This window comes from Pseudomonas sp. NBB (assembly GCF_032701105.1).
GTDB lineage: Bacteria > Pseudomonadota > Gammaproteobacteria > Pseudomonadales > Pseudomonadaceae > Aquipseudomonas > Aquipseudomonas asiatica.
The window spans coordinates 142302-165906 of the sequence record NZ_CP103994.1 but is presented as its reverse complement, the minus strand read 5'-3'; the positions used below and the strand labels follow the sequence as shown (position 1 = coordinate 165906).

At 59.0% G+C, this 23605-nt stretch carries 3 protein-coding genes and 3 pseudogenes; 2 read left to right on the top strand and 4 right to left on the bottom strand.

What is annotated here, in order from left to right; genetic code table 11:
- Window positions 1-30: 30 nt before the first annotated feature.
- The 4 genes and pseudogenes from NY023_RS00700 to NY023_RS00685 all read right to left on the bottom strand — a co-directional run.
- On the bottom strand, window positions 31-16029 hold the full coding sequence (locus tag NY023_RS00700) for an immunoglobulin-like domain-containing protein (RefSeq protein WP_316927877.1): 15999 nt from the start codon (window positions 16027-16029) through the stop codon (window positions 31-33).
- A gap of 800 nt (window positions 16030-16829) precedes the next feature.
- A pseudogene (locus NY023_RS00695) lies at window positions 16830-17300 on the bottom strand (IS5-like element ISPa26 family transposase); the annotation flags it as partial.
- A gap of 59 nt (window positions 17301-17359) precedes the next feature.
- A pseudogene (gene ltrA, locus NY023_RS00690) lies at window positions 17360-18627 on the bottom strand (group II intron reverse transcriptase/maturase).
- 521 nt (window positions 18628-19148) lie between these two features.
- Window positions 19149-19661 (bottom strand): annotated as a pseudogene (locus NY023_RS00685) (IS5-like element ISPa26 family transposase); the annotation flags it as partial.
- Between the two features lie 421 nt (window positions 19662-20082).
- On the opposite strand from NY023_RS00685, the gene NY023_RS00680 reads away from it, so the two are divergent.
- Window positions 20083-22239 (top strand): type I secretion system permease/ATPase, encoded by a 2157-nt coding sequence (locus NY023_RS00680; protein WP_024087966.1) that lies wholly within the window; start codon window positions 20083-20085, stop codon window positions 22237-22239.
- On the top strand, window positions 22229-23602 hold the full coding sequence (locus NY023_RS00675; RefSeq protein ID WP_013970358.1) for an HlyD family type I secretion periplasmic adaptor subunit: 1374 nt from the start codon (window positions 22229-22231) through the stop codon (window positions 23600-23602). The genes NY023_RS00680 and NY023_RS00675 overlap by 11 nt, the downstream gene beginning before the upstream one ends.
- The last annotated feature ends 3 nt before the right edge of the window (window positions 23603-23605 follow it).

The window sequence follows — 23605 nt, the reverse complement described above, 5'->3', positions numbered from 1 at the left end:
AGAGACCGCGCCCGGCAGGCATGGGCCTTGTCAGCTGTCCTTATTGTCGATGCGGATCAGCGGGTCGCTACCAGTGATCAAGGACTTGATCGTGTCGTTCGACCAGTTGACTCCCTCCAGTTTGATCGTGACATCGGCGTTGGCGAGGCCGCCCGTAGTGTTGAGCTTGCCCTCACTGCTGATCTGCAGCGTGGTCGAGCCGTCTGCGAAGCTCATCTTCAGGAAGTTATCGATGGTTTTACCGCTCTCGTGGCCAAGCAGGTCCTTAAGGTCGATTCGGTCACCCTCTGCAGACTTGAAGTCCTTGATTACATCATTACCATAATCACCGGCCTTCCATACGAAGGTGTCCTTACCGCTCCCGCCGATCAGAATATCGTCGCCCTGACCACCGATGAGGACGTCGTCACCACTGCCGCCCAACAGGATGTCGTTACCTTTTCCACCGTCCAGCTGGTCGATACCACCTTGGCCGAAGAGGATATCGTTGCCATTGCCGCCATTCAGGAAGTCCTTGCCATCGTTGGCACCGGAGATATCGAACTCGGTGTAGTGCTCGGTGATGTATTGGTGAACATTTCGCGTCTCGAGCGCACTTGCATCAACACCACTCTTCTGAGCGACGTAGTCCTTGAGTGCTTGATAGCCCTCGGTAACGACACCGTTGAGGGTGATCAGGTCACCGAAGATAATGTCGTTACCATTACCTCCGTTGACAGTGTCGCCACCTGGTAACGTAGCCTCGGTATGACCGAGAATCGCCTTGGCCAGCTCCTCTGGTTTGATGCCCGATTGCGGCGAGCCTTCACTGTCGTACGCTTTCAAGTCGTTCAGGCTAACACCACTGTTGATACCGATGGCTTTGACTTTTGACAGTTCAGCCAAGTAGTCGAAACTTGTGGTGGAGCCTGCATCCGCGGCCTTCATGTTCTGTTTGTCATCGGTACCGTTCCCTGAAAGGGAAGACGTTTCATAAGTCCCGTCGCCCTGCGCATGGAGGGTGCCAAGGTTCCGCCAGTCCACGACTTTGTCGCCTGACCACGTATATACGTACGCCTGCCCGGTCGCGCCGTCGATATAAAGGCTATGCGTGCGGTCTATCATCTCGTGATAGGTATCACCCAATTTATAGCTATTGACGTTAATCTGGTCATCCAGATTCTTGTCGCCGGTCAGCCATGGGTTGATTCTTTCTCCCGACTGATAATAGGTAGGTTTGCCGTCGGTGATGAAGTACGTCAGGTTTTCGGCCTTGGTATTGCTGGTTGCAATGGTGCTATTGAAGAAGTTGGCAGTTGCCTTGAACACATCTTCATAGTTGGTGCCGCCACCGTTGAGCTCACCGCCCACCATCGAGTCAAGCACCTTCTGAAGTTTGCTCAACGCGTCCGGATCAGCAAGATTGACCGCCACGTTCATGTTGACCTTGGTATCGAAGTCGGCAAGGAAAATGGTCACCTTTCCAGACGATTCGGCACCCAGGCTATTCTTGAGCGACTGGAATACAGACGCCAACTGATTTTTCGCAGCGGCGACCGATTGGGTAGTCATACTCCCGGAACTGTCGACCATGAAAGCAATGTTGTAGTTTTTACCCGGAACGACGTTCAGCCCTGAAATGTCGGCGACGATAATGTCATTGCCTTCGCTGCCATTGATTGTATCGCTACCTTTAGTACCTACATCAGGGCGGTAATTCGCTTCGTAGACCTGCACCGTAATCTTGTCGATGGCACTGTCGGAGCCACCGAGGCGTTCGGTGGCCGTCGAGGTTACAGTGATGTCGAACGAACCCTTGAAGTAGGTTGGCGGCTTCAGCGTCAGACCACTAAGCGTCCAGCCCGTCACATTCACAGGCGCTGTGCCTACCGTGACCGTATGACCAGCACCATCACTCAACACGGTGCCTTTCGGAATACCGCTGAGCGTTACGTTCAGGCTTTCGGAACCGTCAGTGTCGGTCAGGGCAGTGGAAATACTGACCAGTTTGACCGAGCCACCTTCTGGCCCTTCGTTAAGCTTGTAGCCGTCGTAGTAGCTCTGACCATCCACGGTGTGCAGGTCGGACACGCCCAAGCCAGCTTTGGCCATCTCGGTCACGTTCTGGTACATCTTGATGTTCGAACTGCTGAGGTCAGTGACAGGCCCCGAACCTGCCTGGATGTTCAGGTCATAGCTGCCAGGGCCGGCCTGGTTGGCGTGGTAGACCTCGATTGGGTAGTAGCCGCTGGTTTTCGGCACGAAGGTTCCGCTGAACTGGGCGTTAGCACCCCAGGTTGCGGTAACCACGGTCTTGCCACCAATGGTGACCACGAAGCTGTCGTCGGCCGTGCCGCTGAAGGTGTAGGTCTTGCCGGCTTCCAGGTAGATCAGGCCCGAGGTTTTCGAGCCTGTGCCCTCGGTGACACTGCCATCGGACTGCACATTGGTGGTGGTTCCACTGGAGCTGGCGTCGCCGGAATTGGCAAAGACCGTTTTCAGATCCTCGCCGGTGATGCCATAGCCGTTAGTACCCAGCCCTTTGAGTTTGCTCCAGACTTCTTTGGTCAGGCCTTTGGACTCGATATCGGTGCTGCCGAAGCTCAAGGTCGGCTTGTCGGCAACCGGGCTGATGTCGACCTTTAGGGTCGCCTCGTTACCTGCTGCGATACCGTCGGTAGGCTTGAACTTGATCTGGGCGTAATCGGCCTGTTTGTTGCCAACTCCCGTTCCGCCGTAGCCGTCGATCCCCGACTCGTTGAGTTTCGGTACGAAGCGCAGGTTACCGGCTGCGATATCTGCCTGGCTGACGGTCTGGTTCTGGGCAACGCTGACCCAGGCGGTGCCGTTGAACAATTGCAGGGAGCCCGCTGTGGGCAGTTGCGTGAAAGTCACGCCCAGGCTCGACAAGGCGCTGTCGACGTCGGAAACGTGGAAATCGCTCCAAGTCAGCACCAACGGCGTATCTTCGACGCCGCTGACGGCACCGCCGGTGGTAACCGGAGCATCGTTGACGGCAATGACATTCACCGTAGTCGTGGCTGTGTTCGAGGTGTTCACACCGTCGGTTACCGTCACGGTGATGATGCGCGGCGTGGTGCTCGGGTTCTCGCTACTGTTGATGAAGGTGATGTTCTTGATCGCCTGGATATAGTCGGCCAGCGATGCACTGCCGCTCAGAATCAGGACGACCTTGCCTTCAGTGCTGTTGGTGTTGATTGAGATGCCGTTGACACTATTGTCCAGGTTCAGCGCGTCGCCTGGCTGGCGGTTGGTCAGAATGACCGTTGCCCCAGTGAGCTGCGAGCTGTCGAAGTCGGTAATGGTGACGTCCACATCGCCGATCGACACACCGCTGCCCGGCTGGTTCTCGGTGAAGGTGGTCTGGTAATCGGCACCGGTCTTGCCGCTGGAGTCGTTGCCATCCAGGTCCAGAACCGGAGCCGGCTCGAAGATCTGGGTAGTCACGCTACCGGCAGTGGTGCTGATATCGAGCTTCTCGAAGTTGCCGCCAGTGGCCGAATCAATCTTGACAGTGAAGTGCTCAGTACCTTCAGTGTTGGTGTCCTTGATGGTCGGGATGGTGAAGACAGCGGTCGAGCTATTGGCCTTGATCACCACAGTGGCCACACCGGTATAGTCCGAGCCGTCGGCGGCATTGCCCGAGTAGACCAGCTTGACCGTGACATCGGTCTTCGCTGGATTGGTCAGGCTCAGCGTGTAGGTCGCATTGTTACCCTCGGCTACCGCCGTGGTGCCGCTGATCGACAGAGTGGTGGTGTCGACGGTGTCAGCGATGATGGCCGTAGCGGTGGCGCCGGTCACGCTGGTGGCTTCGAAGTTACCGCCGTTGATCACAGTGACCTTGGCGGTGACCGCGCTGGCATCCAGGTACGCGTCTTCGCCATTGGTGTTGGTCACCACCAGCTCACCTTTGCCGGTAGCATCGATAGCGACAGTACGCGTCACGCCATCCACATCGACGGTCAGCGTCGTAGTGCTGCCAGCCTGCGGCGGGTTGCTCAGCTGGAAGTGGAAGGTGATGTTGGCATCACCCTCTTTTGCCGGATCGGCCGTCACGGTCACCGTCGTAGTGTCGACGGTGTCCTTGATTTCAGCCGTAACGCTGGCGTTGCTCAGGTCTACCGCTTCGAAGTTGCCACCGGTGACCCCTGTGACCTTGGCGGTGACCGCGCTGGCATCCAGGTACGCGTCTTCGCCATTGGTGTTGGTCACCACCAGCTCACCTTTGCCGGTAGCATCGATAGCGACAGTACGCGTCACGCCATCCACATCGACGGTCAGCGTCGTGGTGCTGCCAGCCTGCGGCGGATTGCTCAGCTGGAAGTGGAAGGTGATGTTGGCATCACCCTCTTTTGCCGGATCGGCCGTCACGGTCACCGTCGTAGTGTCGACGGTGTCCTTGACTTCAGCGGTGACGCTGGCGTTGCTCAGGTCTACCGCTTCGAAGTTGCCACCGTTAACAGCGGTCACTTCGACAGTCACGGTGCTGCCGTCGGTGTAGACATCTTCACCGTTGGTATTCGCGACGTTGAGGGTGCCTTTGCCGGTAGCATCGATAGCGACAGTACGCGTCACGCCATCCACATCGACGGTCAGCGTCGTGGTGCTGCCAGCCTGCGGCGGGTTGCTCAGCTGGAAGTGGAAGGTGATGTTGGCATCACCCTCTTTTGCCGGATCGGCCGTCACGGTCACCGTCGTAGTGTCGACGGTGTCCTTGACTTCGGCGGTGACGCTGGCGTTGCTCAGGTCTACCGCTTCGAAGTTGCCACCGTTAACAGCGGTCACTTCGACAGTCACGGTGCTGCCGTCGGTGTAGACATCTTCACCGTTGGTATTCGCGACGTTGAGGGTGCCTTTGCCGGTAGCATCGATAGCGACAGTACGCGTCACGCCATCCACATCGACGGTCAGTGTCGTGGTGCTGCCAGCCTGCGGCGGATTGCTCAGCTGGAAGTGGAAGGTGATGTTGGCATCACCCTCTTTTGCCGGATCGGCCGTCACGGTCACCGTCGTAGTGTCGACGGTGTCCTTGATTTCAGCCGTAACGCTGGCGTTGCTCAGGTCTACCGCTTCGAAGTTGCCACCGGTGACCCCTGTGACCTTGGCGGTGACCGCGCTGGCATCCAGGTACGCGTCTTCGCCATTGGTGTTGGTCACCACCAGCTCACCTTTGCCGGTGGCATCGATAGCGACAGTACGCGTCACGCCATCCACATCGACGGTCAGTGTCGTGGTGCTGCCAGCCTGCGGCGGATTGCTCAGCTGGAAGTGGAAGGTGATGTTGGCATCACCCTCTTTTGCCGGATCGGCCGTCACGGTCACCGTCGTAGTGTCGACGGTGTCCTTGATTTCAGCCGTAACGCTGGCGTTGCTCAGGTCTACCGCTTCGAAGTTGCCACCGGTGACCCCTGTGACCTTGGCGGTGACCGCGCTGGCATCCAGGTACGCGTCTTCGCCATTGGTGTTGGTCACCACCAGCTCACCTTTGCCGGTGGCATCGATAGCGACAGTACGCGTCACGCCACCCACATCGACGGTCAGTGTCGTGGTGCTGCCAGCCTGCGGCGGGTTGCTCAGCTGGAAGTGGAAGGTGATGTTGGCATCACCCTCTTTTGCCGGATCGGCCGTCACGGTCACCGTCGTAGTGTCGACGGTGTCCTTGACTTCGGCGGTGACGCTGGCGTTGCTCAGGTCTACCGCTTCGAAGTTGCCACCGTTAACAGCGGTCACTTCGACAGTCACGGTGCTGCCGTCGGTGTAGACATCTTCACCGTTGGTATTCGCGACGTTGAGGGTGCCTTTGCCGGTAGCATCGATAGCGACAGTACGCGTCACGCCATCCACATCGACGGTCAGCGTCGTGGTGCTGCCAGCCTGCGGCGGATTGCTCAGCTGGAAGTGGAAGGTGATGTTGGCATCACCCTCTTTTGCCGGATCGGCCGTCACGGTCACCGTCGTAGTGTCGACGGTGTCCTTGACTTCAGCGGTGACGCTGGCGTTGCTCAGGTCTACCGCTTCGAAGTTGCCACCGTTAACAGCGGTCACTTCGACAGTCACGGTGCTGCCGTCGGTGTAGACATCTTCACCGTTGGTATTCGCGACGTTGAGGGTGCCTTTGCCGGTAGCATCGATAGCGACAGTACGCGTCACGCCATCCACATCGACGGTCAGCGTCGTGGTGCTGCCAGCCTGCGGCGGATTGCTCAGCTGGAAGTGGAAGGTGATGTTGGCATCACCCTCTTTTGCCGGATCGGCCGTCACGGTCACCGTCGTAGTGTCGACGGTGTCCTTGACTTCAGCGGTGACGCTGGCGTTGCTCAGGTCTACCGCTTCGAAGTTGCCACCGTTAACAGCGGTCACTTCGACAGTCACGGTGCTGCCGTCGGTGTAGACATCTTCACCGTTGGTATTCGCGACGTTGAGGGTGCCTTTGCCGGTAGCATCGATAGCGACAGTACGCGTCACGCCATCCACATCGACGGTCAGCGTCGTGGTGCTGCCAGCCTGCGGCGGATTGCTCAGCTGGAAGTGGAAGGTGATGTTGGCATCACCCTCTTTTGCCGGATCGGCCGTCACGGTCACCGTCGTAGTGTCGACGGTGTCCTTGACTTCGGCGGTGACGCTGGCGTTGCTCAGGTCTACCGCTTCGAAGTTGCCACCGTTAACAGCGGTCACTTCGACAGTCACGGTGCTGCCGTCGGTGTAGACATCTTCACCGTTGGTATTCGCGACGTTGAGGGTGCCTTTGCCGGTAGCATCGATAGCGACAGTACGCGTCACGCCATCCACATCGACGGTCAGCGTCGTGGTGCTGCCAGCCTGCGGCGGATTGCTCAGCTGGAAGTGGAAGGTGATGTTGGCATCACCCTCTTTTGCCGGATCGGCCGTCACGGTCACCGTCGTAGTGTCGACGGTGTCCTTGACTTCAGCGGTGACGCTGGCGTTGCTCAGGTCTACCGCTTCGAAGTTGCCACCGTTAACAGCGGTCACTTCGACAGTCACGGTGCTGCCGTCGGTGTAGACATCTTCACCGTTGGTATTCGCGACGTTGAGGGTGCCTTTGCCGGTAGCATCGATAGCGACAGTACGCGTCACGCCATCCACATCGACGGTCAGCGTCGTGGTGCTGCCAGCCTGCGGCGGATTGCTCAGCTGGAAGTGGAAGGTGATGTTGGCATCACCCTCTTTTGCCGGATCGGCCGTCACGGTCACCGTCGTAGTGTCGACGGTGTCCTTGACTTCAGCGGTGACGCTGGCGTTGCTCAGGTCTACCGCTTCGAAGTTGCCACCGTTAACAGCGGTCACTTCGACAGTCACGGTGCTGCCGTCGGTGTAGACATCTTCACCGTTGGTATTCGCGACGTTGAGGGTGCCTTTGCCGGTAGCATCGATAGCGACAGTACGCGTCACGCCATCCACATCGACGGTCAGCGTCGTGGTGCTGCCAGCCTGCGGCGGATTGCTCAGCTGGAAGTGGAAGGTGATGTTGGCATCACCCTCTTTTGCCGGATCGGCCGTCACGGTCACCGTCGTAGTGTCGACGGTGTCCTTGACTTCAGCGGTGACGCTGGCGTTGCTCAGGTCTACCGCTTCGAAGTTGCCACCGTTAACAGCGGTCACTTCGACAGTCACGGTGCTGCCGTCGGTGTAGACATCTTCACCGTTGGTATTCGCGACGTTGAGGGTGCCTTTGCCGGTAGCATCGATAGCGACAGTACGCGTCACGCCATCCACATCGACGGTCAGCGTCGTGGTGCTGCCAGCCTGCGGCGGATTGCTCAGCTGGAAGTGGAAGGTGATGTTGGCATCACCCTCTTTTGCCGGATCGGCCGTCACGGTCACCGTCGTAGTGTCGACGGTGTCCTTGACTTCAGCGGTGACGCTGGCGTTGCTCAGGTCTACCGCTTCGAAGTTGCCACCGTTAACAGCGGTCACTTCGACAGTCACGGTGCTGCCGTCGGTGTAGACATCTTCACCGTTGGTATTCGCGACGTTGAGGGTGCCTTTGCCGGTAGCATCGATAGCGACAGTACGCGTCACGCCATCCACATCGACGGTCAGCGTCGTGGTGCTGCCAGCCTGCGGCGGGTTGCTCAGCTGGAAGTGGAAGGTGATGTTGGCATCACCCTCTTTTGCCGGATCGGCCGTCACGGTCACCGTCGTAGTGTCGACGGTGTCCTTGATTTCAGCCGTAACGCTGGCGTTGCTCAGGTCTACCGCTTCGAAGTTGCCACCGTTAACAGCGGTCACTTCGACAGTCACGGTGCTGCCGTCGGTGTAGACATCTTCACCGTTGGTATTCGCGACGTTGAGGGTGCCTTTGCCGGTAGCATCGATAGCGACAGTACGCGTCACGCCATCCACATCGACGGTCAGCGTCGTAGTGCTGCCAGCCTGCGGCGGGTTGCTCAGCTGGAAGTGGAAGGTGATGTTGGTATCGCCCTCTTTTGCCGGATCGGCCGTCACGGTCACCGTCGTAGTGTCGACGGTGTCCTTGATTTCAGCCGTAACGCTGGCGTTGCTCAGGTCTACCGCTTCGAAGTTGCCACCGGTGACCCCTGTGACCTTGGCGGTGACCGCGCTGGCATCCAGGTACGCGTCTTCGCCATTGGTGTTGGTCACCACCAGCTCACCTTTGCCGGTGGCATCGATAGCGACAGTACGCGTCACGCCACCCACATCGACGGTCAGTGTCGTGGTGCTGCCAGCCTGCGGCGGGTTGCTCAGCTGGAAGTGGAAGGTGATGTTGGCATCACCCTCTTTTGCCGGATCGGCCGTCACGGTCACCGTCGTAGTGTCGACGGTGTCCTTGACTTCGGCGGTGACGCTGGCGTTGCTCAGGTCTACCGCTTCGAAGTTGCCACCGTTAACAGCGGTCACTTCGACAGTCACGGTGCTGCCGTCGGTGTAGACATCTTCACCGTTGGTATTCGCGACGTTGAGGGTGCCTTTGCCGGTAGCATCGATAGCGACAGTACGCGTCACGCCATCCACATCGACGGTCAGCGTCGTGGTGCTGCCAGCCTGCGGCGGATTGCTCAGCTGGAAGTGGAAGGTGATGTTGGCATCACCCTCTTTTGCCGGATCGGCCGTCACGGTCACCGTCGTAGTGTCGACGGTGTCCTTGACTTCAGCGGTGACGCTGGCGTTGCTCAGGTCTACCGCTTCGAAGTTGCCACCGTTAACAGCGGTCACTTCGACAGTCACGGTGCTGCCGTCGGTGTAGACATCTTCACCGTTGGTATTCGCGACGTTGAGGGTGCCTTTGCCGGTAGCATCGATAGCGACAGTACGCGTCACGCCATCCACATCGACGGTCAGCGTCGTGGTGCTGCCAGCCTGCGGCGGATTGCTCAGCTGGAAGTGGAAGGTGATGTTGGCATCACCCTCTTTTGCCGGATCGGCCGTCACGGTCACCGTCGTAGTGTCGACGGTGTCCTTGACTTCAGCGGTGACGCTGGCGTTGCTCAGGTCTACCGCTTCGAAGTTGCCACCGTTAACAGCGGTCACTTCGACAGTCACGGTGCTGCCGTCGGTGTAGACATCTTCACCGTTGGTATTCGCGACGTTGAGGGTGCCTTTGCCGGTAGCATCGATAGCGACAGTACGCGTCACGCCATCCACATCGACGGTCAGCGTCGTGGTGCTGCCAGCCTGCGGCGGATTGCTCAGCTGGAAGTGGAAGGTGATGTTGGCATCACCCTCTTTTGCCGGATCGGCCGTCACGGTCACCGTCGTAGTGTCGACGGTGTCCTTGACTTCAGCGGTGACGCTGGCGTTGCTCAGGTCTACCGCTTCGAAGTTGCCACCGTTAACAGCGGTCACTTCGACAGTCACGGTGCTGCCGTCGGTGTAGACATCTTCACCGTTGGTATTCGCGACGTTGAGGGTGCCTTTGCCGGTAGCATCGATAGCGACAGTACGCGTCACGCCATCCACATCGACGGTCAGCGTCGTGGTGCTGCCAGCCTGCGGCGGATTGCTCAGCTGGAAGTGGAAGGTGATGTTGGCATCACCCTCTTTTGCCGGATCGGCCGTCACGGTCACCGTCGTAGTGTCGACGGTGTCCTTGACTTCAGCGGTGACGCTGGCGTTGCTCAGGTCTACCGCTTCGAAGTTGCCACCGGTGACCCCTGTGACCTTGGCGGTGACCGCGCTGGCATCCAGGTACGCGTCTTCGCCATTGGTGTTGGTCACCACCAGCTCACCTTTGCCGGTGGCATCGATAGCGACAGTACGCGTCACGCCATCCACATCGACGGTCAGCGTCGTGGTGCTGCCAGCCTGCGGCGGATTGCTCAGCTGGAAGTGGAAGGTGATGTTGGCATCACCCTCTTTTGCCGGATCGGCCGTCACGGTCACCGTCGTAGTGTCGACGGTGTCCTTGACTTCAGCGGTGACGCTGGCGTTGCTCAGGTCTACCGCTTCGAAGTTGCCACCGTTAACAGCGGTCACTTCGACAGTCACGGTGCTGCCGTCGGTGTAGACATCTTCACCGTTGGTATTCGCGACGTTGAGGGTGCCTTTGCCGGTAGCATCGATAGCGACAGTACGCGTCACGCCATCCACATCGACGGTCAGCGTCGTGGTGCTGCCAGCCTGCGGCGGATTGCTCAGCTGGAAGTGGAAGGTGATGTTGGCATCACCCTCTTTTGCCGGATCGGCCGTCACGGTCACCGTCGTAGTGTCGACGGTGTCCTTGACTTCAGCGGTGACGCTGGCGTTGCTCAGGTCTACCGCTTCGAAGTTGCCACCGTTAACAGCGGTCACTTCGACAGTCACGGTGCTGCCGTCGGTGTAGACATCTTCACCGTTGGTATTCGCGACGTTGAGGGTGCCTTTGCCGGTAGCATCGATAGCGACAGTACGCGTCACGCCATCCACATCGACGGTCAGCGTCGTGGTGCTGCCAGCCTGCGGCGGATTGCTCAGCTGGAAGTGGAAGGTGATGTTGGCATCACCCTCTTTTGCCGGATCGGCCGTCACGGTCACCGTCGTAGTGTCGACGGTGTCCTTGACTTCAGCGGTGACGCTGGCGTTGCTCAGGTCTACCGCTTCGAAGTTGCCACCGTTAACAGCGGTCACTTCGACAGTCACGGTGCTGCCGTCGGTGTAGACATCTTCACCGTTGGTATTCGCGACGTTGAGGGTGCCTTTGCCGGTAGCATCGATAGCGACAGTACGCGTCACGCCATCCACATCGACGGTCAGCGTCGTGGTGCTGCCAGCCTGCGGCGGGTTGCTCAGCTGGAAGTGGAAGGTGATGTTGGCATCACCCTCTTTTGCCGGATCGGCCGTCACGGTCACCGTCGTAGTGTCGACGGTGTCCTTGATTTCAGCGGTGACGCTGGCGTTGCTCAGGTCTACCGCTTCGAAGTTGCCACCGTTAACAGCGGTCACTTCGACAGTCACGGTGCTGCCGTCGGTGTAGACATCTTCACCGTTGGTATTCGCGACGTTGAGGGTGCCTTTGCCGGTAGCATCGATAGCGACAGTACGCGTCACGCCATCCACATCGACGGTCAGCGTCGTAGTGCTGCCAGCCTGCGGCGGATTGCTCAGCTGGAAGTGGAAGGTGATGTTGGTATCGCCTTCTTTCGCTGGGTCGGCCGTCACCGCCACGCTGGTGGTATCGATCGTGTCAGTTACCTTGACCGAAGCGGCGCCACCAAACTGCAGGTTCTCGAAGGTCGCGCCAGTGACGTCAACGGCCGATTGGATACCCAGGACGATTTGACCAGCATCCAGGTAAACGTCGTCGCCTTGAGCGTCATGGGTGTACGGCTCGCTCGAAGTCTGACCTGCCTTGATGGTCACGACTGCGTTGTTGCTCAGGGTCACGGTCAGGTCATGCGCCAGCACCGTGTTGATGTGCACGGTGAAGGTCGGTTTGACGTTCTCGGCCACCGAGTCCTGGTCAGCGGTGATGGTGACCTTGACGATGTCGCCTTCGTTACACGGAGTGCGTGGTTCATCGGTGACTTCTGTGCTGACCTTGGTGTCATCCAGCGTCAGCTGCTCGAACTTCCAGGCATCGGCGCCACTGACGTATTTCAGGCTCTGCTCGACCGCTGCGTTGGGGCCCGTGTAGACGTTGTCCGGCGCGGTCACGGTGACCGAACCGGTGGTGCTGTTGGCCGGCACGGTGACCACGGTCTTGCCGTCGCTCAACGTGAAGTACAGCGTCGAGTGATTGTCGATCGGCAGTCCGTCTTTGCTGGTCAGCGTCACGGTGTAGGTGATCTCGCCGCCTTCGGTGACCGACTCGGTGGCGGTCAGTTTGGCCACCACTTCGTTAATGGTATCGGTGACTTTCACCGAAGCCGGGTCGCCCAGTTGCAGGTTTTCGAAGGTCGCGCCAGTAGCGTCAACCGCCGACTGGATGCCCAGAACGATTTGGCCAGCATCCAGGTAAACGTCGTCGCCTTGAGCGTCATGGGTGTACGGTTCGCTCGAAGTCTGACCTGCCTTGATGGTCACGACCGCGTTGTTGCTCAGGGTCACGGTCAGGTCATGCGCCAGTACCGTGTTGATGTGCACGGTGAAGGTCGGTTTGACGTTCTCGGCCACCGAGTCCTGGTCAGCGGTGATGGTGACCTTGACGATGTCGCCTTCGTTACACGGAGTGCGTGGTTCATCGGTGACTTCTGTGCTGACCTTGGTGTCATCCAGCGTCAGCTGCTCGAACTTCCAGGCATCGGCGCCACTGACGTATTTCAGGCTCTGCTCGACCGCTGCGTTGGGGCCCGTGTAGACGTTGTCCGGCGCGGTCACAGTGACCGAACCGGTCGTGCTGTTGGCCGGCACGGTAACCACGGTCTTGCCGTCGCTCAACGTGAAGTACAGCGTCGAGTGATTGTCGATCGGCAGTCCGTCTTTGCTGGTCAGCGTCACGGTGTAGGTGATCTCGCCGCCTTCGGTCACCGACTCAGTGGCGGTCAGCTTGGCTACCACTTCGTTGATGGTATCGGTGACTTTCACCGAGGCCGGGTGACCCAGCTGCAGGTTCTCGAAGGTCGCGCCAGTGGCATCAACGGCCGATTGAATACCCAGGACGATTTGGCCAGCATCCTGGTAAACGTCGTCGCCTTGAGCCTCGTGGGTGTACGGTTCGCTCGAAGTCTGACCCGCCTTGATGACCACGACCGCGTTGTTGCTCAGGGTCACGGTCAGGTCATGCGCCAGCACCGTGTTGATGTGCACGGTAAAGGTCGGTTTGACGTTCTCGGCAACCGAATCCTGGTCAGCGGTGATGGTGACCTTGACGATGTCGCCTTCGTTGCCCGGAGTACCTGGCTCGTCAGTGACGGTGGTGCTGACCGGGGTCTTGTCCAGGGTCAGTTGCTCGAACTTCCAGGCATCCGCACCGCTGACTGCATCGATGGCATTGACCACCGGGTCGTTGGTGCCCACATAGACGTTGTCTGGCGCAGTTACAGTTTCCGAGCCGGTAGTGCTGTTCGCTGGCACCAAGACCACGGTCTTGCCGTCACTCAGTGTGAAATATAGGTCCGAGTGGTTATTGATCGGCAGACCATCTTTGTTGGTCAGCGTCACCGTGTAGGTGATCTCGCCGCCTTCGGTGACCGAGGCAGTCGCCGTCAGCTTGGCCACGACTTCGTCGATGGTGTCGGTGACTTTCACCGACGCATCACCACCCAGTTGCAGGTTTTCGAAGGCTCGACCGTCGATATCCACTGCAGATTTGATACCCAGGCTGATCTCGCCAGCATCCTGATAAACGTCGTCGCCCTGTGCGTCATGGGTGTACGGCACGCTGGTTTCACCAGCCTTGATGGTGACCTGGGCATCGTTGCTCAAGGTCACGACCAGGTCATGATCCAGTGCGGCGTTGATGTGCACGGTGAAGCTCGGCTTGACGTTCTCGGCCACCGAGGCCTGATCTGCCGTGATGGTGACCTGTACCAGATCACCCTGGTTACCGGTGCCCGGAGTGCCCGAGCCTGGCTCATCAGTTACCGAGGTGGTGACGGTATCGCCGCTGAGCGTCAACTTCTCGAAGCTGTCTGCGCCCGATACCGACTCGAGTTTGTTGGCAATGGCAGCCTGACCACCGACATAAACATCATCGTTGACCGTGATGGTCGCGCTGCCCGAAGCGCTGTTGGCCGGGATGGTGACTTTCGTACCATCGGTGAGGGTGAAGGTCAGCGCGCCGTGCTGGGTGACGGACAAGCCCTGTGCATTGGTCAATGTGACGGTGTAGGTCACCTGACCACCTTCAGCCACACTAGCCTTGTCGACGGTCAAGGTAGCGACGACTTCGCTTATGGTGTCCGATATTTGAACGGTAGCCGGGCCGCCGAAGGTCAGCTTCTCGAAGGTGGCACCCGAAACGGTGGCGTCGGTAATGCTCAAGGTGACGGAGCCGGCATCCTTGATGACGTCATCGCCTTGGGCGGGGGTCTTGTATTCGACTTCAGTTTTGCCAGCCTGGATGGTCACGGTGTCGCCGTTCGACAGCGTTACGGTCAACGGACGGTCCAGCGCCTGGCTTACCTTCACAGTAAAGGAAGGCTGCTGGTCTTCGGTCACATTGCCATTGCTGACGATGCTTACGGTAACGGTATCGATGCTGTCGTTGATGACAGTCGCAGCCGGCGTCGGGTTGGGGGTCAGCTGTTCGAAGTTACCGCCTGTGGCGCTCTGGATGGTGACGCTGACGGTCGAACCGTTGTTGTAGACGTCGTTGGCCGGGGTCTGGAAGTCGACGCTGCCTTGGGTCTTGCCCGCTTCAACGGTGATGGTCTGGCCGTTGGACAGGGTCACGGTCACCGGGGTTTGAGCTGGATTGCTCAGGGTCACGGTGTAGGTGATCACGCCGCCTTCGGTCACCGACGGGTTCGCCGTCAGGGTCGCGGTGGTGATGTCGATCGAATCGTTGATCGTGGTCTGAGCCGGCGTCGGGTTGGGGGTCAGCTGTTCGAAATTACCGCCCGTGGCGCTCTCGATGGTAACGCTGACGGTCGAACCGTTGTTGTAGACGTCGTTGGCCGGGGTCTGGAAGTCGACGCTGCCTTGGGTCTTGCCCGCTTCAACGGTGATGGTCTGGCCGTTGGACAGGGTCACGGTCACCGGCGTCTGGGCCGGGTTGCTCAGGGTCACGGTGTAGGTGATCACGCCGCCTTCGGTCACGCTTGGCGAAGCAGTCAGCGTAGCGGTGGTGGTGTCGATGGTATCAATGACCTGGGTAACCGCTGGTGTTTGCGGCAATGTCACCGTCAGCCCGTTGCCACCGGTGGTACCCGTTACGGTCGCCGAGATCTGACCGCCATCGATATACGGCGTGTCGTTCGCAGGGATAACGACGTTGACGCTACCGCTGGTCTGCCCGGCAGGAATGATGATTACAGCACCGTTGGACAGGGTGACGACCAGATTGGTAGTCGGCGCCTGGCCCACCGTGGCGGTATAAACGATCACGCCACCCGCTTCGCTGATGGAAGGAGTGGCGCCAAGAATCAGGTCGGTAGCGGCGTCGGCGTCCGTCGTCGGCGTAGTCACCAGGCTGTTACTGGTGGTGTCCAGCACACCAACCTCTTCGCTACCGAGTACTGCAGCAAAGCCCAGCCCGTCAGTCGGGAAGCCGACGGTAGGATCGACCCTGCCTGCAGTTTCTTCGAGCATCACGAAACTGTGCCCACCGCCCAGCGCACCACCGCCTGCTGCCGACGGGCCGGCCGCGGTAGCTTCCAGTTCGGTGGTCGGGTCGACACCTGCAGCGATCGCCTGTTGCAGCTCTTCCACCGACGGTGCGGCCTGGGCGGTCGCCTGGCTCAGGTCGGTGCTGCTGTCAGGTGCATCGGCGCTCCACTGGCTGTCACGACCCAGGTCGAGCAGACGGCCGTCGGCCAGTTCCAAAGTAACCGCACCGCCCGGGCCAGTGAGCACTTCCTCACCGGTCAATAGACGGTCCCCTTCGATGAGTACACGCCGGATGCCCTCTGGGGATACCGCGATAACCTGGCCGACAATACTTTTGACGATGGCTACAACGCTGCTCATTGGACTCTCCGTGCGACCCGATGGGGTACTTCCCTGCCAGAGCGGCACTTGTAGGCCACTTCAGGCGGAACTATGTCGATGATCTCTTGACGCCTTTTGACGTCAATATTCCGTCTACAGCTAATTGGAACTACTTAACTGCCAAACTATTGACCTTATACATGCCATCCTAAACAATCAGCAATGTAATGTCACATTGATATTTGAACCTTAGCCAACCGTTTCTCAAGGACAAATGCCGTACATCAATTACAAGCGCATTCATCGGCCGGTTTGCGTACCTTCTCCATACCCCAGCGGCTGCACGTAATGCTGCCGGGCAACCGTCCATCGGCAATTGCCAAGGTTCAGGCGTCAATATTTCAGAGCTCTCCGCTCGTCCAGGCGGCTGCTTGTCTACAAGCACGAACCTTGCCTGAAGACAGGCATGCAGTGGCCGTGGAACCAGGCAGAATCGGGCCCGTACGACAACGCAGGTCGCAAGGTCCCGCTCTGCTTTACGTAACCAAGACCAGCGACTTGCCGCAGATCAAATAGATAGCGAACGACTGCGCGAATACTGCCAACCCGACAATGGCAAAGCATTGCAGATTATTGAATCCAGACCTGTCAGCGACTTGTTTTTTATAGATGATTTTTGACTAATTAGTTCTAGGGATGGTCTGAAGTAGCCCCTGTTTTCCGGCTACTTCGCCATCGACACTTTCAAAAAACGGTAGCCGCTCAAATCCCGGTCAAACCTGCCGTCTATTTCAGCCTTTTTTGCCGCTGCAAGCACCTCGCAGCAGTCACTTCACTCTTCACGGACGCACCTCTCCTGCATTGGAGAGCAAATGTCGACGCGCCATCCAAATGTTCGACAGGGCGAACAGCGTCACCATCTGAGCAGTGTTTTTCACCAAGCCTCGGAAGCGCACTTTCGTATAACCAAACTGGCGCTTGATCACCCGAAATGGATGCTCAACCTTGGAGCGAACCTGGGCCTTGGCTCTTTCGATCTTACGTATCGCTTTGTATAACGCGCTGCGGTTACCGTGCTTTTTGTAAGTGCTGCGCCGGGCTGCAATCTGCCAGATGACTTGGCGCCCCTCATGCTCTTCACGCTTCTCTACACCGGTATAGCCCGCATCAGCGCAGACCACGTTCTCACCACCGTGCAGCAGTTTGTCGACTTGGGTTACGTCCGCGACGTTGGCCGCAGTGACCACCACGCTGTGCACAAGCCCGGACTCATCGTCGACACCAATGTGAGCTTTGGCACCGAAGTGGTGAGTCGGCCACAGGAACTGCCCCCGTAGCCGCTCGCAGAACCGTACGTGACACTCTCGCGTCATACGGCTCCCGTTATCCAACCTGTTGCTCGGTTACTTGCCAGTGATAAAACAGTCGAGGGGCAGCCTTATGCACCGTGTCCAACCATTTAGATATACGCCGCTTGCGCCCGTGAAGTATTTTGTACTTACGACCGGCCCAACGCTTGAGCGCGCTATCGATATGTCGAAAGATACCAAGCATGGCCGTCCGATAGAACGCGCCATAGTACTGCCACCAACCTTGTATCACTGGGTTGTAAAGCCGAGCCACAGCAGCCAGCGTCACATGAGTTTGGCGGCTGACCCGCCACTCGCGCACTGCTCGCCGCATCCGCTTCAACGCTTGCGCACTGACTCCCGGAAGGAAGCTGGTGAAAAGCTTGTTCTGCTGGCCGATTGCCTTCCTAGGTCTAAAAGTGAAACCAAGGAAGGTAAAGCTCACATGCGGATACCCTGCGCGTCGATTGCTGTCCTTGCAGTACACGATTTTCGATTTCTCGGGATGCATCGTGAGGCCACAAACCGCTAGACGTGAAGCGATTGAACGCATCACGTGTTCTGCTTGCCTCTGGCTACGACAATGCACTACCGCATCATCGGCATACCGGGCAAAAGGACAGTTTGGGCTATTTCGTTGCATCCATGCGTCAAAGGCGTAATGCATGAACAGATTCATCAACATGGGACTGATCACGCCGCCTTGCGGGGTGCCACGTTCGCGTTGAATGCGAACGCCATCTGCTGCCTCGAATGGAGCAACCAGCCATCGTTCGATGTACAGCAGTATCCAATCCTCTTTGATATGGGTTCGCACCGCTTTCATCAGCAGTTCATGATCAATGTGATCGAAAGCCGCCTTGATATCAAACTCCACCACCCAGTCGTATCGCCAGCAGCGTTCGCGTGTGATCGCTATGGCCTGTTTGGCTGAACGTCCTGGTCGGTATCCATATGAGTCCGGATGGAAAAGCGCATCCAGCTTTGGCTCGATGAGGAGTTTGACTACAGTTTGTGCGATACGGTCGCTGACCGTCGGCACTCCCAACCTGCGTATACCCCCCGATGCCTTCGGTATCTCAACAGCCTTGACCGGCGGCGGGAAATAAGACCCCGACGACATTCGATTCCATAGCTTGTAAAGATTCTTCGGCAGGTTCCGCTCAAAATCGGCAATGGTCTCATCGTCGATTCCAGCAGCTCCCCGGTTGGTTCTGACCTGCTGATAGGCCTCCCATATCACGCGCTTCGCTATGTTGTAAGGTTTGTTCGAACTCACACCGCTCATCCCCTGAGGTTGGCGGCGTTCGTTGACAGGATAACGCCTCCCCTTCGCTCCAGCTTCATTACAAAGCCTTCATCACTACTACAGGAGGCTCCGCCCCTTATTCCAGCATTGGTATTCTTCCTCATGGTTTTAGCCATTTGTCATTTTCCTTTGCATCTGGAACAAGGTTCTCACGTTCCGTACCCAAGCCTGTATGAAGATCATGCCGCCTTTACACCGGCTGCCACTGGGGCCGTAAGCAGGTAACGCCCCAACTCGTCCTGAAGCCAATACTCAACCTCAGTTTCGACAGCACTTTAGGGAATAACGATGCGTCATCGGACGGTTTGCTCTCGCTCATCTTCTCCATACTCACCTGCCATCATCATGGGATGACTTTTCCTCGGTCGCTCACCACCGCACCTTTTGGATGCAGCAGCACCGGGTGGTTTGAAGCCTGCTCCTGCAAGCCGACTTCGGAAGGCCTACTTCCATCTTCGGTACAGCATCACAGGTCATACGACCTGTGTTCGTGACACACAATACTGGTTGCCCTTCTTGGTCTGATGCATTTCCGGGTCGCGTTTGCCGTCCTTGTTCTTGGTCGAACTGGGCGCATGAATCAGAGTGGCATCGACGATGGTGCCTTGTCGCAGTGACAAGCCACGGTCGCCCAAATAGCCATTGATCACGCCGAGAATACCGGTGGCCAACTCATGCTTTTCCAGCAGGCGACGGAAGTTGAGGATGGTGGTTTCATCCGGGATTCGCTCCAGGCTCAGACCGGAAAACTGGCGCAGGATCGTCGTCTCGTACAGCGCCTCTTCCATCGCCGGATCGCTGTAACCGAACCAGTTCTGCATTAGATGAATCCGCAGCATCGCCATCAGCGGATAGGCTGGACGGCCCCCTTCGCCCTTTGGGTAATGAGGTTTGATCAGAGCAATCAAACCCTCCCAGGGTACGACCCGATCCATCTCTATCAGGAACAGCTCCTTGCGGGTCTGCTTGCGCTTACCGGCGTACTCGGCATCGGCGAAGGTCATTTGTTTCATCATCGAAAAGCTCGGCGATTGGTGTCCGGGGATTTTGCCAAATCAGGAAGTCTTTTTCAGGATTTCCCTAGATAAGCGTCAACAAGTCAGCGCCTGTTTCCTGACGGCGGCATATATCGAAACCGGAGCGCACCTCTGTCGCCAGTTGAATGGCAGGCTATGATACCAACTAGATTCAAGCTGAACCTTGGCTGGATCAACAATGAAACATTCACTGCCCGGCTACGCTTGGTAAAAATGCAGCACGTAGAATTGTTTACTCAATACCGATTCAAGGCGACCATTGGCCGCTGCCCGAGCGTCAGGGTGTCGTCGCCCTCATCGCCACGGTTGACAGCACCATTGAACGCCAGGGTGAGCCGGCCCGGTCTGAATGACGGCACACCCACCCTACCCACCACAAGGATCAAGAGAGCGCCGCGTGGAATCCGAAGTCAGTCGAGTTCAACTCAGTCACGATCCACGCAGTCAGCATGACGATCCCCTGCTGGATAGTCTGTTGAGCCTGTGTGTCCTGCATCAGAAACCCGCCAGCCGGGTCATGCTGACCACCGGCCTGCCGCTGCCCGCCCAGCGCCTGAGCCCCGAGCTGCTGCCCCGCGCCGCCGCCCGGGCTGGCCTGCAGGGGCGCCTGCTGCAGCGCAAGCTGGAGCAAATCCCGGGCATCGCCATGCCGGCCATGCTGCTGCTCAAGGAAGGTCGCAGCGCCGTCCTGTTGGGCTGGGAGAACGAAGACACCGCGCGCCTGCTGCTCAGCGAGAGCGACGGCGGCGAGGTGCATGTCAGCCGCGAAGCCTTGCAAAGCGACTACAGTGGCCGGGTGTTCTTCGCCCAGCCGCAGCACAAGTTCGACGTCAACCACGGTAACCTCATCCCGCGGGCCAAGTCGTGGTTCCGCGATACCCTGCTGCGCAGCAAGTGGCTGTACATCGATGCCATCGCCGCCAGCCTGGTGATCAACCTGATCGCCCTGGCCGCGCCGCTGTTCGTGATGAACGTGTATGACCGCGTGGTGCCCAACCAGGCCACTGCGACGCTTTGGGTGCTGGCCGTCGGCATCGCCGGCGCCTATATCTTCGACCTGATCCTCAAGGGCTTGCGTGGCTTGTGCCTGGACCTGGCCGGCAAGAAGACCGACCTGATCATTTCGGCGACCCTTTTCGAACGCATCGTCGGCATGTCGATGAAGTACCGCCCGGCACGGGTCGGCAGTTTTGCCCAGAACATTCACGAGTTCCAGGGCCTGCGCGACTTCCTCGCCTCGCTGACCCTGACCAGCCTGATCGACCTGCCGTTCACCATCCTGATCCTGATCGTCATCGCCATCATTGGCGGGCACCTGGTATGGATCCCGATCATCGCCTTCCCGTTGGCCCTGGGCATCGGCTACGCCCTGCAACGGCCGCTGATGGCGACCATGGAGCGGACCATGGCCCTGGCCTCGGAGCGCCAATCCAGCCTGATCGAGACCCTGGCCGGCCTGGATGCGGTGAAGGTCAACAATGCCGAAAGCGAACGCCAGTACATGTGGGAGCAAACCCTCGGCACCCTCAGCCGCCTGGAACTGCGCGTGAAGGTGCTGTCGAGCCTGGCAATGAACATCACCCTGCTGATCCAGCAACTGGCGGGCGTGGCGATGATCTGCACCGGCGTGTACCTGATCATCGACGGCAACCTGAGCATGGGCGGCCTGGTGGCCTGCTACATGCTCAGTGGCCGGGCCCTCGGCCCACTGGGCCAGCTCAACGGCCTGCTCGCCCGCTACCAGCAGGCCAAGGTGACCATGGTCTCCACCGACCACATGATGGAGCTGCCGCAAGAGCGCAACTTCGAGGAGCGGCCACTGAGCCGCAAGGTGCTGCAGGGCAGTGTCGAGTTCCGCGGGGTCGACTTCACCTACCCGAACCAGCAGAACCTGGCCCTCAAGAACATCAACCTGACCATCCGCCCCGGTGAAAAGGTGGGCATCATCGGCCGCAGCGGCTCGGGCAAGAGCTCGCTGGCCAAGCTCATCGTCGGCCTGTACGAGGCCGATGGTGGCTCGCTGCTGGTCGATGGCGTGGACATTCGCCAGATCGATGTCAGCGAACTGCGCCATAACATCGGCTACGTCCCCCAGGACATCCAGCTGTTGGCCGGCACCCTGCGCGACAACCTGGTCAGCGGTGCCCGCTACATCGAGGACGAGATGATCCTGCAGGCGGCCGAGCTGGCCGGCGTGCATGAGTTCGCCCGGCTGCACCCGGACGGTTACGAGCTGCAAGTGGGTGAGCGCGGGCAGAACCTGTCCGGCGGCCAGCGGCAGAACGTTGCCCTGGGCCGTGCGCTGCTGCTCAACCCGCAGATTCTGCTGCTGGACGAGCCGACCAGCGCCATGGACAACACCGGTGAAGAACGCCTCAAGCAACGCCTGCAAGCGGTGGTGGAAAACAAGACGGTACTGCTGGTCACGCACCGTGCCTCGCTGCTGTCGCTGGTGGACCGGTTGATCGTCATCGATCGCGGGCAGATTGTCGCCGACGGCCCGAAAGCCGCGGTCATGGATGCGCTGAAGAAGGGGCAGATCAGTGTCGCATAAGCTGGAAGTGGGGCAATTCAAGGGCCTGCGCCGCTATTTCAAAGGCTCCGACTCGCTGGGCGGCCAGCCGCTGCCAGAGATCAACAAGGCCCTGATCGAAGACGCGCCGCGGGTTGTGCGGCTGACCATCTGGGGCGTGATCCTGTTCTTCGTGTTCCTGATCGTGTGGGCCAGCGTCGCTCCCATCGACGAAGTCACGCGGGGCGAAGGCAAGGCCATTCCATCCTCCAAGGTGCAGAAGATCCAGAACCTGGAGGGCGGGATCGTTGCCGAGATCTTCGCCAAGGAAGGGGAGATCGTCGAAGTGGGCCAGCCATTGTTGCGCCTGGATGAAACCCGCTTCGCCTCCAACGTCGGCGAAACCGAGGCCGACCGCCTGGCCATGGCCTTGCGGGTCGAGCGCCTGAGCGCCGAGGTCGAGGACAGCCCACTGAAAATCGATGAGGCGCTACGCAAAGCCGCGCCAAGCCAGGCAGCCAGCGAAGAGTCGCTGTACCAGAGCCGGCGCCAGCAATTGCAGGACGAGATTGGCGGCCTGCAGCAGCAGCTTGTCCAGCGCCAGCAGGAACTGCGCGAATACAGCTCCAAACGCGCCCAGTACGCCAACAGCCTGGGACTGCTGCGCAAAGAGATCAGCATGTCTGAGCCACTGGTGGCCACCGGTGCGATCTCCCAGGTCGAGGTGCTGCGCCTGCGCCGTGCCGAAGTGGAGAACCGCGGCCAGCTGGATTCCACTGCACTGGCCATACCACGGGCCGAGGCGGCCATCCGCGAAGTGCAGAGCAAGATCGAAGAGACCCGCGGCAAATTCCGCAGCGAAGCGCTGACCCAGCTGAACGAGGCGCGCACCGAGCTGAACAAGGCCACCGCCACCAGCAAGGCGCTGGACGACCGGGTGCACCGCACCATGGTCACTTCGCCAGTGCGCGGTATCGTCAAGCAACTGCTGGTGAACACCATTGGCGGGGTGATCCAGCCTGGCAGCGATATCATCGAAATCGTGCCGCTGGACGACTCTCTGGTTATCGAAGCGAAGATCCTGCCCAAGGACATCGCCTTCCTGCATCCGGGCCAGGAAGCGACGGTCAAGTTCACGGCCTATGACTACACCATCTACGGTGGGCTCAAGGCCAAGCTGGAGCAGATCGGCGCCGACACCATCACCGATGAAGACAAGAAGACCACCTACTACCTGATCAAGCTGCGCACCGATCGCAGCCACCTGGGGACTGACGAGAAACCGCTGCTGATCATTCCGGGGATGGTGGCGACGGTGGATATCATGACCGGCAAGAAGACCATCATGAGCTACCTGCTCAAGCCGATCATGAAGGCGCGTTCGGAAGCGCTGCGCGAGCGTTGATGA